The 12,883-nt window shown below is 42.3% G+C and carries 12 protein-coding genes; 5 read left to right on the top strand and 7 right to left on the bottom strand.

The window, feature by feature from the left end; genetic code table 11:
• Nucleotides 1-11: 11 nt before the first annotated feature.
• The 3 genes from BMX50_RS29550 (at nt 12) to BMX50_RS29540 (ending at nt 2,782) form a co-directional block, all read left to right on the top strand.
• The gene (locus BMX50_RS29550) at nt 12-1,199 is read left to right on the top strand and encodes a PAS domain-containing sensor histidine kinase (protein ID WP_091219640.1); all 1,188 of its coding nucleotides are present in this window, start codon (nt 12-14) and stop codon (nt 1,197-1,199) included.
• The gene (locus tag BMX50_RS29545) at nt 1,196-2,239 is read left to right on the top strand and encodes a response regulator (RefSeq protein ID WP_091219637.1); all 1,044 of its coding nucleotides are present in this window, start codon (nt 1,196-1,198) and stop codon (nt 2,237-2,239) included. Before BMX50_RS29550 ends, BMX50_RS29545 begins: the two co-directional genes overlap by 4 nt.
• Nucleotides 2,240-2,323: 84 nt before the next feature.
• Complete coding sequence (locus tag BMX50_RS29540) at nt 2,324-2,782, top strand: Rossmann-fold NAD(P)-binding domain-containing protein (RefSeq protein ID WP_091219632.1); 459 nt, start codon at nt 2,324-2,326, stop codon at nt 2,780-2,782.
• Nucleotides 2,783-2,784: 2 nt separating this feature from the next.
• Here BMX50_RS29540 and BMX50_RS29535 read toward each other — a convergent pair whose 3' ends face one another.
• The 4 genes from BMX50_RS29535 to BMX50_RS29520 all read right to left on the bottom strand — a co-directional run bounded on the left by BMX50_RS29535 (nt 2,785) and on the right by BMX50_RS29520 (nt 6,559).
• A complete protein-coding gene (locus tag BMX50_RS29535) occupies nt 2,785-3,183 on the bottom strand; it encodes a hypothetical protein (protein ID WP_091219628.1) in 399 nt (132 codons plus the stop codon).
• Nucleotides 3,184-3,208: 25 nt separating this feature from the next.
• A complete protein-coding gene (locus BMX50_RS29530; RefSeq protein WP_143065292.1) occupies nt 3,209-3,664 on the bottom strand; it encodes a hypothetical protein in 456 nt (151 codons plus the stop codon).
• A gap of 74 nt (nt 3,665-3,738) precedes the next feature.
• Nucleotides 3,739-5,145: a D-alanyl-D-alanine carboxypeptidase/D-alanyl-D-alanine endopeptidase gene (gene dacB, locus BMX50_RS29525; protein WP_091219621.1), complete on the bottom strand. Its 1,407-nt coding sequence runs from the start codon at nt 5,143-5,145 to the stop codon at nt 3,739-3,741.
• Complete coding sequence (locus tag BMX50_RS29520) at nt 5,123-6,559, bottom strand: APC family permease (RefSeq protein ID WP_091219617.1); 1,437 nt, start codon at nt 6,557-6,559, stop codon at nt 5,123-5,125. Before BMX50_RS29520 ends, dacB begins: the two co-directional genes overlap by 23 nt.
• A gap of 158 nt (nt 6,560-6,717) precedes the next feature.
• On the opposite strand from BMX50_RS29520, the gene BMX50_RS29515 reads away from it, so the two are divergent.
• Complete coding sequence (locus BMX50_RS29515; protein WP_091219613.1) at nt 6,718-8,961, top strand: sodium-translocating pyrophosphatase; 2,244 nt, start codon at nt 6,718-6,720, stop codon at nt 8,959-8,961.
• 294 nt (nt 8,962-9,255) lie between these two features.
• Here the strand turns inward: BMX50_RS29515 and BMX50_RS29510 are convergent, their stop codons facing one another.
• Both BMX50_RS29510 and BMX50_RS29505 read right to left on the bottom strand, forming a co-directional pair.
• Nucleotides 9,256-9,456 (bottom strand): helix-turn-helix domain-containing protein, encoded by a 201-nt coding sequence (locus BMX50_RS29510; RefSeq protein WP_091219610.1) that lies wholly within the window; start codon nt 9,454-9,456, stop codon nt 9,256-9,258.
• A 3-nt stretch (nt 9,457-9,459) separates the two neighbouring features.
• Nucleotides 9,460-10,107, bottom strand: a complete 648-nt coding sequence (locus BMX50_RS29505; RefSeq protein ID WP_091219604.1) for a DUF2975 domain-containing protein — start codon at nt 10,105-10,107, stop codon at nt 9,460-9,462.
• A gap of 228 nt (nt 10,108-10,335) precedes the next feature.
• Here BMX50_RS29505 and BMX50_RS29500 point away from each other — a divergent pair, with 228 nt between their 5' ends.
• Nucleotides 10,336-11,196, top strand: coding sequence for a sigma-70 family RNA polymerase sigma factor (locus BMX50_RS29500; protein WP_090466905.1), 861 nt, complete (start codon nt 10,336-10,338; stop codon nt 11,194-11,196).
• 268 nt (nt 11,197-11,464) lie between these two features.
• Here the strand turns inward: BMX50_RS29500 and sucC are convergent, their stop codons facing one another.
• Nucleotides 11,465-12,658 carry an ADP-forming succinate--CoA ligase subunit beta gene (sucC, locus tag BMX50_RS29495; protein WP_091219853.1) on the bottom strand — a complete coding sequence of 398 codons (1,194 nt, stop codon included), beginning with the start codon at nt 12,656-12,658 and terminating at the stop codon, nt 11,465-11,467.
• Nucleotides 12,659-12,883: the final 225 nt, after the last annotated feature.

Raw genomic sequence — 12,883 nt, 5'->3', positions numbered from 1 at the left:
ACAACTCCCTTATGGAAAATGCCGCCTTATTAAAAGCCATTATTGAAAACGCCATCGATGGCATTATCACCATTAATGAACGGGGGATTGTTGAAACCATAAACCCTTCGGCATGCAAACTTTTTCAGTATGAGCCAAGCGAAGTAGTTGGCAATAATATATCTATGTTAATGCCGCAGCCTTACCGCAAGGAGCATGATCATTATATAAACCGTTATCAAACTACCGGCGAAGCACACATTATTGGCATAGGCCGTGAGGTTACCGGGTTACGTAAAGACGGGAGCCAATTCCCCTTCAGGCTTGGAGTTAGCAATGTAAATTTTTCGGGGCGTAAAATATATACCGGGTTTATACATGACCTCAGTCGCGAAAAAGAGGCGGAAGACAAACTAAAGGAATACGCATCTCACCTGGAGGAAGTGGTAGAAGAACGCACCCTTTCTTTAAAACAATCTGTAAGAGAACTGCAGAGAGCAAAAGAAGAAGTAAGCCAATCGCTCGAAAAAGAAAAAGAGTTGGGGCAGCTAAAAAGCCGCTTTGTATCTATGGCATCGCATGAATTCCGTACACCATTAAGTGCAGTTCAGTTATCAGCCTCACTTATTGATAAGTACGCAGAACCTTTACATAGCCCGCAAATCAGCAAACATGTTAATAAGATCAAAAATGCCGTTGGCAATCTCACCACTATCCTAAACGATTTTCTTTCGCTCGAAAAACTGGAAGCCGGTCGGGTGGAACCATCGTATACTACTTTTGATCTCATTAAGCTGGCCGAGGAAATTACGGAGGAAATGCAGTTGATGGCCAAACAAAACCAAAATATCCTTTATCAGCATACCGGCACCAGCAGCATGGTACAGCTTGATATCAACCTGCTTAAAAACTGCATTATTAACCTTATTACCAACGCCATCAAATACTCGGGCGAGAACAGTTTTATCGAATTCAATACCGAGATAAATAGCTTCGGCTGCGCTGTCACCATAAAAGATAATGGCATAGGCATTCCTGAAAATGATCAAAAACATTTGTTCGAGGCGTTTTTTAGGGCGCATAATACAGGCAATATCCCTGGCACCGGTTTAGGGCTTAATATCGTAGCCCGATATGCCGCCCTCATGAACGGCCGGGTTGATTTCCAGAGCAATGTAAACGAAGGCACCTCATTCACCATTTCATTCCCTGCACAATGAGCCAAAAGATCCTCATCATAGAAGATAATACCGATATCCGCGAAAATGTAGTTGAAATACTTGAATTGGCCGGTTACACTGTATTTGAGGCCGATAACGGCAAAACCGGCGTAGAACTGGCTACAAAAAATCTGCCCGATGTAATACTTTGCGATATCATGATGCCCGAACTTGATGGTTATGGCGTTTTGTATATGCTGAACAAGAATCCGGAAACTGCTGCTATCCCCTTTATATTCCTAACGGCAAAAGCCGAACGGATCGATCAGCGTAAAGGCATGGAAATGGGTGCGGACGACTATCTAACCAAGCCTTTTGATGATATGGAGCTACTTAGCGCCATTGAGAGCAGGCTCCGGAAAAAGAATGTTCAGCAAAGCTTTTATAGCCAGTCGCTTGAAAGTTTAAATTCTATTGTGTCAAAAAACAGTGGTCTTGCCGAACTCAAGCGCATTATTGCCGAGCGCAAGGCACGCCTGTTTAAAAAAGACCAGGTTATTTATTACGATGGCGATAAGGGAAACGGATTATACCTGATACTGAACGGCAGGGTTAAAACTGTTAAACTGGCCAACGACGGCCGCGAGCTGATGACTGCTATCCACTCGGCCGAAGAATACCTTGGCGTGAATGCGATGCTTTCCAACGAACCTTATAGCGATACGGCAACAGCTATGGAGGACAGCCTGCTGTGCCTCATCCCCAAAGACCAGTTAGATAATCTGCTCAATTTATATCCAGATGTTGCCCGGGAGTTTATCAAACTGCTTTCCAATCATATCCGCGACAGGGAAGAACAATTATTGCAGCTGGCCTATAACTCCGTGCGAAAAAGAATGGCCGATACCCTGATGCGCCTTTATAAACAACAAGGGGGCGATTTCAAAGTCTCGCGAGAGGACCTTGCGGCCATGGCCGGGGTTGCAACTGAAACCGTAAGCCGCACTCTTACCGATTTTAAAGACGAAAACCTTATTGATAAAAAAGGCAGCCAGATCACCGTGCTCTCCCCCGAACGGCTTGGAAAAATGAAAAACTGACCGCCGTCACTTTTTTAGATGATATTACTCATTCTCCCAACAATTGCTTCAGGGTAGCTTTGCTTTTGTTTAAATGAATAAAGGATGAAAGCGATAGCTTATAATATCAAGCCGTTTGAAAAAGAATTTCTGGCAATAGCCAATCACAAAAAGCATGAGATTACACTGATATCAAACAATCTCAACGCGGATACCGCCATATTTGCCCAGGGAAAAACAGCAGCTATCATAAGTATCGAAGATGAGGTTTCGCCGGATGTTATGGCAAAACTTTCGGAAGCCGGTATCAAATATATTGTAACCCGTTCATTAAATACCCATCATATTAACAAGGAAGCAGCTTCACTATTTGGTATTAAGCTGGCCAATATCCCATCTGCAACTCCCCACGCTGCCAATACCGGCGATACATTACAGGAAACGGCTAATCAAACAATCCGTTGCCTTGACCTTTGGCAATTAAACAAGTGCGTAGGCAAAGCCTGCGTTTGTGCTAAAGGATGCAGGGCAGTAGTTATAGATGAAATAAATGAAGTTATATAGGCCTATTTCTGAATCAACACCAATAATTCCTGTGGTGTTTCGTAAGTTGAGCCTTTGTAACTAAGCGCTTTAACCCCAACGCATACCGTATCAACAGCTTTGGTAACATGAGTGATATAGATCTTTCCGCGCACATCAGGTTCTGTACCATCGCTTACAGTTTTCATACCGGTTAACAACTGCATCACGCTATCTATAGCAGGCTTTTTATCAAAGTTTTTCTCTTTCCCTTCGGGGAAGTAATAATCAAACTTATCGCAAGTAATCCTGAACTGGGTTTCGCGGCCAAGTTCTGTAAACTTAAATTTGATGGATTGTACGTCGTCATTTAATCCGGATTTGTTTTTGCAGGCCGCAAATGTTGCTATTATAAGTAATAAAAGGATATTAAGTTTTTTCATTGGTTTATATGTTCTTCAACTTGTACTAATATCGGGGTTTTACATATACAACGTAAATATAATCCTGATAAGCCATCCATGACAGCGCCTTTTCAGTATAACAAATATCAAGGGCATTCACATATGTCCAATATTGCGATTTATTGCCAAAATGAAAGCGTATGCCAAGCGTGGTATTCCTGGTTTTGAGCATGGTACGGATTTCCATACGGGCAAAGTCAAGCAATGACCTATCACTCGCAGGATTTCCATTCAGGTTAACATCGATATAACTTCTATCGGGCGGAAAGCTAACCTTATGCTCTGCAGGTCTCAACCTGGGCCACGAAGGATTAAACATTACCAAATCAATGCAGTTGCGCTGTGTAAACGCTTTATGCTGATGAAAGAAAAGCACACAAAGTACAGGAAATAAAACCAGGCTAATCAATCCAGGAGCATAGGTAATAGGTTTGTGTGGGGCTAAGGTTAAGATTTTCATGATGAGGTTTATAGGATTAAGTTCGCTATATAACGTCAAATCATCAAAATTATTCCCTTACACTCTTCCTGCTCCTATTTCAACTCATCCAGCACCCTGAACATTTTTTCTTTGATTCCCCGACTTGATCCGCTGAAGTTGTTGACCATGATCGAAAAACAAAGCTCGCGCCCGTTTTTAGTTTGATAGCCGGCATAGCACAATACATTGTTGATACTGCCGCTTTTCATTTTCATGTCATTATAAACAGGCAGACTTGCATAAAGATCAGCAAACCAGCTTTCCTTTTTTGCCGATTGCAATACACGGGCCAGTGTTAAGGTAGTAACCCTATCGCCAGGCGAAAGACCGCTGCCATCGTAAATATTCATGCTTCTCGTATCTATCCCACGGGCTGCCCAAAACTTTTGCACCTCATCCACACCGTTTGCAGTTGTAGGCTTACGGCCCTGTTTCCAGGCTATGGTTTTAAGCAATTGTTCGGCGTACAGATTGATACTTTTTTGGTTGAGCCAGTAAACTATCTTGCCTAATGCCGGTGACAAGATAGTTGCCAGATTTTTGGTAATAACAGGCAAGGGTAAATTCTTAGCACTCAAAGTAGCTGCAGATTCCGGTTCGTTGCCGATAATGACACCTAAACTTCTGAGCGTATCATTAAGCCGAAGCGCAGCATCATAAGCAGCATCAGGCAGAGCGGCCGAGATGCTTTTCTTCTCCTGATCAATAGCATAAGTACCACGCAGGTACATTACCTTGCTGCCAACCGGTAAAAAGGCATAAGCATTATCGCCAGATCCGGAGGCGCCATTGATCAGTTCACTTTTAAACGAAAGATAAGGCATCTGCGGAACGGTACGGGATACCCCAACCGGGTTACCAACAACACCGGTTCGAAGTTTGATGTCAAACTGGTTTTCGCGCCAGCAAAGGCCTGATGTACCTGCACCATAGTAATTGCCGATATCCTGCCAGATCCATCCTTCGGGGATAGATTGCGTGCCAAAAATACTGTCATCACCAATAACCCGACCGGTAATTTTTTTGATACCTGCCTTTTTCAGGGCATCAGCCATCAGGGCCAGTACGTGGCCCTCTTTGGTTTGTTCATAACGCCAGCTACCCAGTGTGGGGTCGCCGGTACCTTTAATGATGATATCGCCATTCAATGTACCATCAGCACCAATATCGCCGGTATAACCTAATTGTGTTTGATACTGAAAATCCGGACCTAAAATATTAAAGGCCGTAATGCTGGTAATAGTTTTAAGCGTTGAAGCCGTTGCCAAACCCATGTTTGGGTTTCCGGCGAACACCTGCTCGCCGGTTTTAGCATCAAGTACGGTTAATGATACCGAAGCATAATTGCACTGGCTATCGGCTTGCAAACGGTTAAAAGCATTTGATATTTTTTGCTGAAGCGTTTGCGCCGCAACGGATCCCCCTATAAGTAAAAAACTAACTATCAGTAAGCGCTTCATCCTTTTTCTTAACGTTCCGCTGCGAAATATAATATATCGGTACACCTATCAATACAATAATAAAGCCAGGCCAGGTAAACTGGGGCTTATAAATGATCAGCAATACACAAAATATCAACCCCATTATAATGTATATGGCAGGTAAAATTGGGTATCCCAATGCTTTATAAGGGCGCTCAGCATTTGGATGTTTTTTCCGCAGGATATAAATACCGAAAATGGTAAGAACATAAAAAATCACCACCACAAAGGATATCATATCGAGCAGATCACCATAACGACCGCTCAGACAAAGTATCGAAGCTACAACGGCCTGAATCCATAAGCCAAATTCAGGCACACCGGCTTTGTTTAGCTCACCGGTTTGTTTAAAGAACAACCCATCTTTTGCCATGGTGTAATAAACTCTGGCACCCGAAAGTATCAACCCATTATTACAACCAAAGGTTGATATCATGATCATAACCGCAATGATGTAAGTGCCCAGATTACCGAATATGATATGTGATGCAGCTACGGCAACGCGGTCTTTATCGGCAGTGGCTATATCATGCATCGATAGCACGCCAGTATAAGCAACGTTAGCCGATACATAGATGATGGTCACGATCAAAGTACCCAAACCAAGGCTTAAAGCAACATCCCTTTTAGGGTTCTTCATTTCGCCGGCTATAAAGGTTACGCTATTCCAGGCATCACTGCTGAATATCGAACCAACCATGGAAGCCGCGATAGCGCCCATAGCGGTTGCAAGCGTTAAGCCAACTGTCGTATTATCCGCTTTGAGGTTGTGAATATCCCATGCGTTACTCCAGTTGGCGTGCCATATTTCGGGCTTAAGGGCTATAAAACCAAATATGATCAAGCCAAATAAGCTCAAAAGCTTGGTAAGTGTAAAAGTAGTTTGGATAATTTTGCCGCTTTTTACCCCTTTGGTGTTGATGTAGGTAAGTAGTACAATGATAAAAATTGACATCAGCTGCGCTGCGCTGATCTTCAGGAAACCTATATGGAAAAGAATATTATCCTCACTAAAAGCAGGGATCAAATAGGCTGTGAACTTACTAAAAGCCACCCCTACCGCTGCGATAGTACCTGTTTGGATCACGGCGAAAAAACTCCACCCATATAAAAATGCAATAAGCTTGTTGTAAGCCTCTTTTAAATAAACATATTGGCCACCCGCCTTAGGGAACATACCGCTTAATTCGCCATAACTGAGGGCAGCGGTAAGGGTCATGAAACCGGTAATGATCCAGATGGCTATAAGCCAGCCGGCCGAACCTACATTGCGGGTAATATCTGCACTAACAATGAAAATACCCGAGCCTATCATGGAGCCAGATACCAGCATGGTACCATCCAACAAGCTAAGCTCATGTTTCATTTTGGGTTGCGATGAGTTTTTCGCCATATATTGTTTTAGAGTTTAAATCTCTAAACTATTCAAAAACTTTAATATTAAGGATCACTATTGTAAATAAATAAAATTACTATTTTGCAATACCAATTATTATTTACACACTGTATAAAAACCAACACAGTGCCTACTTACTAAACCAAATTTGTGATATGGATTTTCTGAACAATTATTTAATTTATTTAATTCCTGTTTTAGGGCTGATCGGCATCCTTGTTATGGCCGTTAAAGCGGCCTGGGTCACCAAACAAAACGCCGGTGACGGCGACATGGCCACACTGGCCGGTTACATAGCCGACGGCGCAATGGCCTTTTTACGTGCCGAATGGAAAGTACTTGGCGGTTTTGTTGCCGTTGCAGGTATTTTGCTGGCCTGGTCGGGCACCACGGTTGCAACTTCAAGCTGGGTTATTGCCATATCATTTTTGATAGGAGCGTTTCTATCGGCTTTTGCAGGGTACCTGGGTATGCGCATTGCTACCAAAGCTAACGTACGTACTACGCAGGCCGCACGTACCAGCCTGGCACAAGCATTAAAAGTTTCATTTACAGGCGGAACAGTAATGGGCTTGGGTGTTGCCGGTTTGGCCATCATTGGTTTAGGATCGCTTTTTATAGTTTTTTACCAGTTTTATGTGGTTAAGGTAGCAGGCAGCAGCGTTAACGGCGAGGCTATGGCAAAAGCACTTGATGTTTTGGCGGGCTTTTCGTTAGGCGCTGAATCAATAGCACTGTTTGCACGTGTTGGCGGCGGGATCTACACCAAAGCGGCCGACGTAGGTGCCGACCTTGTAGGTAAAGTTGAAGCAGGCATCCCTGAAGATGACGTACGTAACCCTGCTACCATTGCCGATAACGTAGGTGATAACGTAGGTGACGTTGCCGGTATGGGCGCCGACCTTTTTGGCTCATATGTTGCCACGATGCTGGCTACCATGGTACTGGGCCGCGAAATTGTATCGCACGATAATTTTGGCGGTATAGCCCCGGTATTGTTACCGATGGTGATTGCTGGTTTAGGATTAATATTTTCTATTGTTGGCGCATCACTTGTAAAAATTAAAAATGAAACCGATAGCGTACAAAATGCCCTGAATATTGGCAACTGGGCGTCAATTGTATTAACGGCTATAGCTACCTATTTTGTTGTACAATGGATGCTGCCATCGGGCGAATTTCACATGGTACGTGATGAAGTTAACGGTGTTGTAAAAGAAGGGATAATTCCTTTCACCAAAAACGGCGTTTTCGGATCAATAGTGGTTGGTCTTGTAGTTGGTACATTAATGTCAATTATTACCGAATATTATACGGCCATGGGCAAACGCCCGGTACTGAGCATTATAAGACAATCATCAACCGGTCATGCTACTAACATTATCGGCGGCTTATCGGTAGGTATGGAATCAACCGTGTTGCCTATCCTTGTTTTAGCATCGGGCATTTATGGTTCCTATTATTTTGCAGGTTTATACGGTGTAGCTATTGCTGCTGCCGGTATGATGGCTACAACGGCCATGCAACTGGCTATCGATGCTTTCGGACCAATTGCTGACAATGCCGGTGGTATTGCCGAAATGAGCCGCCTGCCCGAAGAAGTTCGTCACCGTACCGATAACCTGGATGCTGTTGGTAACACTACGGCTGCTACAGGCAAAGGCTTTGCTATTGCTTCGGCAGCGTTAACCTCATTGGCGTTATTTGCTGCCTTTGTGGGCGTAGCAGGTATTGAGCACATTGATATTTATAAAGCCAATGTACTGGCCGGCCTGTTTGTTGGCGGGATGATCCCTTTCATTTTCTCGGCCTTGTGTATCTCGGCGGTAGGTCGTGCTGCTATGGCCATGGTTGAAGAAGTACGTCGCCAGTTCCGTGAAATTCCAGGCATCATGACCTATGAAGGTAAACCCGAATACGAAAAATGTGTGGCTATCTCAACCAAAGCCTCCATCCGCGAAATGGTTGCCCCTGGGTTAATAGCACTGATCACCCCTATTATTATCGGTTTTGCCTTTGGCCCCGAAGTATTGGGTGGACTATTGGCAGGCGTTACCGTATCGGGCGTATTGATGGGCATTTTCCAGAGCAACGCCGGTGGCGCATGGGACAATGCCAAAAAATCATTTGAAAAAGGCTGCGATATCAACGGCGAGATCTTCTATAAAAAATCTGAACCACATAAAGCATCGGTAACAGGTGATACTGTAGGTGATCCGTTTAAAGATACTTCAGGCCCTTCCATGAACATCCTTATTAAATTAATGTCGATAGTATCATTGGTTATTGCCCCTCACCTGAACAGCCGTCCGGCTGCAACCAGCGCAAGGATTCAAAAAGAGATGAATAAACAACCTATCAGTATGCATATGGTTGTTAAAGCAGAGAAAAGTGTTTAATAGTTTTTATATTTAATGAAGAGAGCCGCCTGATAAGGGCGGCTTTTTTGTTGTCAGAACCAGGATTTATACGATTTGCCGGATTATTGAATTTTATGAATCTTAAATTGAGCCCCCTGCTTATAACTCTTATCTAAACTTACGAAGTTTTAAAAACTTCGTAAGTTTTTCCTATCCTATTTAACATAATGACCTTTCACCTTTCACCTTTCACCTTTCACCTTTCACCTTTCACCTTTCACCTTTCACCTTTCACCTTTCACCTTTCACCTTTCACCTTTCACCTTTCACCTTTCACTTGTACTCCAAAATATCCCCTGGCTGGCAATCGAGCGCTTTACATATGGCTTCAAGGGTTTCAAAACGGATGGCTTTTGCCTTACCCGTTTTAAGGATGGAAAGATTTGATATGGTGATCCCTACCCTGTCGCTGAGTTCATTTAATGACATTTTCCGTTTTGCCATCATCACATCCAGATTGATAATTATAGGCATGGATCAAATAGTTAAAGCTTGTTCTTCTTTAAGCCTGGCACCCTGTTTAAAAGCTTCGGCCAATATAAATACCAATATGGCAAATATTAGCGTGCCAAAATTAAATGCCGAGGTATTAATGATTTTTAATGGCATATGGAGTTTGGCTATTAACACCTGGTAAGATACCTGCTGCTCTATATAATCTACCAATGTAAATAGTAACAACAGTATCCCCGTGCTTTTGATCAGCTTTATGCATTGCGGCTCAAATAAGGTACCATTTACAATATTTATAATAACCTTATTAATAAGTTGTGCCACCCTTATAGCTATTACAGCCGTAACAAGCAGCAATCCAATTTCAATGGCATTCAATGGCCACGCTGCTGATATATTATCATTATTAACTACAATATCACTATTTATAATTATATCCTTCAAAGTATAATTTTCACCAACTTTCATTTCGCCATTATTTTTCTGTGAAATGAAACTTCCGTCAATAGTAGCCTTCAATGTTGGCCCAAACCTCGCAGCTCCGTTGGTTGCAGCCGCTCCGTCATTATACCCATCCTTAAATCCCTGCCATACATCGGCAGCCATATTTTGAAAAACAAATAAACCAAACACTATATACACAAGTATTTGCAGGGCGCGTACCTTTTTCATTACAATACGATATTAGTTTAATTCAAATGAAAACAATATTTATTAAACAACAAAATAAATTCATCGTTTTACAATAAATTTTATCTGCAATTCATTAATCTAAAAATTAAAATATAAAATTTGACACTGGTATTGCTATTTCTGATTTATATGTTTTATTTTAGAAACAAAATATTAGCTTTGCACGTTCTATTCAGGATATAAGGAATAGACAGGTTTATTAAATAGATGAGACAACTCAAAATAACGCAATCCATTACCAATCGCGAGTCGCAATCGCTTGATAAATATCTTCACGAGATTGGTAAGGTAGACCTAATAACCGCCGAAGAAGAAGTAATTTTAGCTCAAAAGATCCGCGAGGGCGACCAGGCGGCATTGGAGCGTTTAACCAAAACGAACCTTCGCTTTGTTGTATCTGTTGCTAAACAATACCAAAACCAGGGCCTTACACTGGGTGATTTAATTAACGAGGGAAACCTTGGTTTAATTAAAGCTGCCAAGCGTTTTGATGAAACCAAAGGCTTTAAATTTATATCATATGCCGTATGGTGGATTCGCCAGTCGATATTGCAGGCTATTGCCGAGCAATCACGTATTGTGCGTTTACCGCTTAACCAGGTAGGTTCGTTAAGTAAGATCAGCAAGGCTTTTTCAAAGCTTGAGCAGGAGTACGAACGTGAACCATCGCCCGAAGAGCTTGCCGATATCCTGGAAACCACTGTTGATAAGATTTCTGACACGTTAAGCAACTCTGGCCGTCATGTATCAATGGATGCGCCATTTGTACAGGGCGAAGAAAACACCCTGCTTGACGTACTTGAAAACCAGGAGCCAAACACCGATTCGATCCTAATCAATGAGTCGTTATCTGAAGAGATCAAACGTTCGCTTTCAACCCTTACTGAGCGTGAGCGCGAAATCATTGTATTGTTTTTCGGTTTAGGTACCAATCACCCGCTTTCATTAGAGGAAATAGGCGAAAAATTCAACCTTACCCGCGAACGCGTACGCCAGATCAAGGATAAAGCTTTACAGCGCCTGCGCCATACTTCAAGGAGCAAAATTTTGAAATCATACTTAGGTTAATCAAACTTCAATTAGATATTTAAAAGCCATCGATTTTCGATGGCTTTTTTGTTTGCCCTCTCCGTCCGTCATTGCGAGGCACGAAGCAATCCCCTACTTACAGAGTAGCTAAGCAAGTGCCTCTGTACAGTTCGCGATTGCTTCGTACCTCGCAATGACGGACGGAAAAAATTGCACAAAAAAAACGGCGAGCCTAAACTCACCGCTTTTATATCTAAAAGAAGCCTGGCAACTAATCTCTAATCACCAACCTCTAATCTCTCTCAAACTAAAGCGCTAAAACTTCTTTAACACGGTCAGCAGCTTCTTTCAGCAATATAGCTGAGTAAACTTTCAAACCTGAGTTATCGATCAGTTCTTTTGCCTCGGCAGCGTTTGTACCTTGTAAACGGACAATGATTGGAACCGGGATATTACCGATCTCTTTGTAAGCATCAATTACACCCTGTGCAACACGGTCGCAACGTACAATACCACCAAAGATATTGATCAGAATAGCTTTTACGTTAGGATCAGAAAGGATGATATTGAAACCTGCCTTTACAGTTTGCGCATTGGCAGTACCACCTACGTCAAGGAAGTTTGCTGGCTCGCCACCGGCAATTTTAATGATATCCATAGTAGCCATAGCTAAACCGGCACCATTAACCATACAACCAACGTTACCGTCAAGTTTAACATAGTTAAGGTTTGATTTGCTTGCTTCAACCTCAGTTGGATCTTCTTCGTCGGTATCACGCATAGCAGCGTAATCTGCATGACGATAAAGAGCGTTATCATCAAGATTAACTTTAGCGTCAACTGCTAAAATTTTATTATCAGAGGTTTTTAAAACCGGGTTAATTTCAAATTGTGATGAGTCGGTACCTTCATAGGCTTTATATAAAGCAGCAATGAATTTGGTCATATCTTTAAACGCTTCGCCTTCAAGGCCAAGGTTAAAAGCTATTTTACGAGTTTGGAACCCTTGTAAACCAACTTTAGGATCGATCTCTTCTTTAAATATAAGCTCAGGAGTTGAATGTGCAACTTCCTCAATGTCCATACCGCCTTCGGTGCTGTACATGATAATGTTACGGCCACGTGCACGGTCAAGCAATACGCTCATGTAAAACTCTTTGGTTTCGCTTTCGCCAGGATAGTAAACATCCTGTGCTACTAAAACCTTCTTAACTTTTTTACCTTCAGGACCGGTTTGCGGGGTTACCAGCTGCATACCTAAAATATTACCAGTATGTTCCTTTACCTGGTCGATGTTTTTGGCAAGTTTAACACCACCGCCTTTACCACGGCCACCGGCATGGATCTGTGCTTTGATCACTACCCAGCTTGAGCCCAGGTCTTCTTTCAATTTTTGGGCAGCCTCAACAGCCTGCTCAACAGTATCGGCTACAATGCCTTCCTGAACTCTAACGCCATAGCTTTTTAATATAGCTTTACCCTGATATTCGTGAATATTCATGTTTTGAAGAATTTGCGGTAAAGCTACAATTTTGTTTGAAACGGTAAACACCTTGTTTCAGTTTATTTGCCCTTATTTGGGGTAAATAACATTGTATTTACAATAACATTTAATACATCTTATTCCGCTTTAATTTCCAAGCACGTAAGGGCACAAAAAAGAATATTAATAAAATAACATTTATTGAATGTTGCTGTTCTGTAAGTCCCTCAATCTCAATAATTC

Source organism: Mucilaginibacter gossypiicola (assembly GCF_900110105.1).
Taxonomy (GTDB): Bacteria; Bacteroidota; Bacteroidia; order Sphingobacteriales; family Sphingobacteriaceae; genus Mucilaginibacter; species Mucilaginibacter gossypiicola.
Note: the sequence above shows the minus strand (reverse complement) of the source record. Positions and strands in the feature narration are given on the sequence as shown.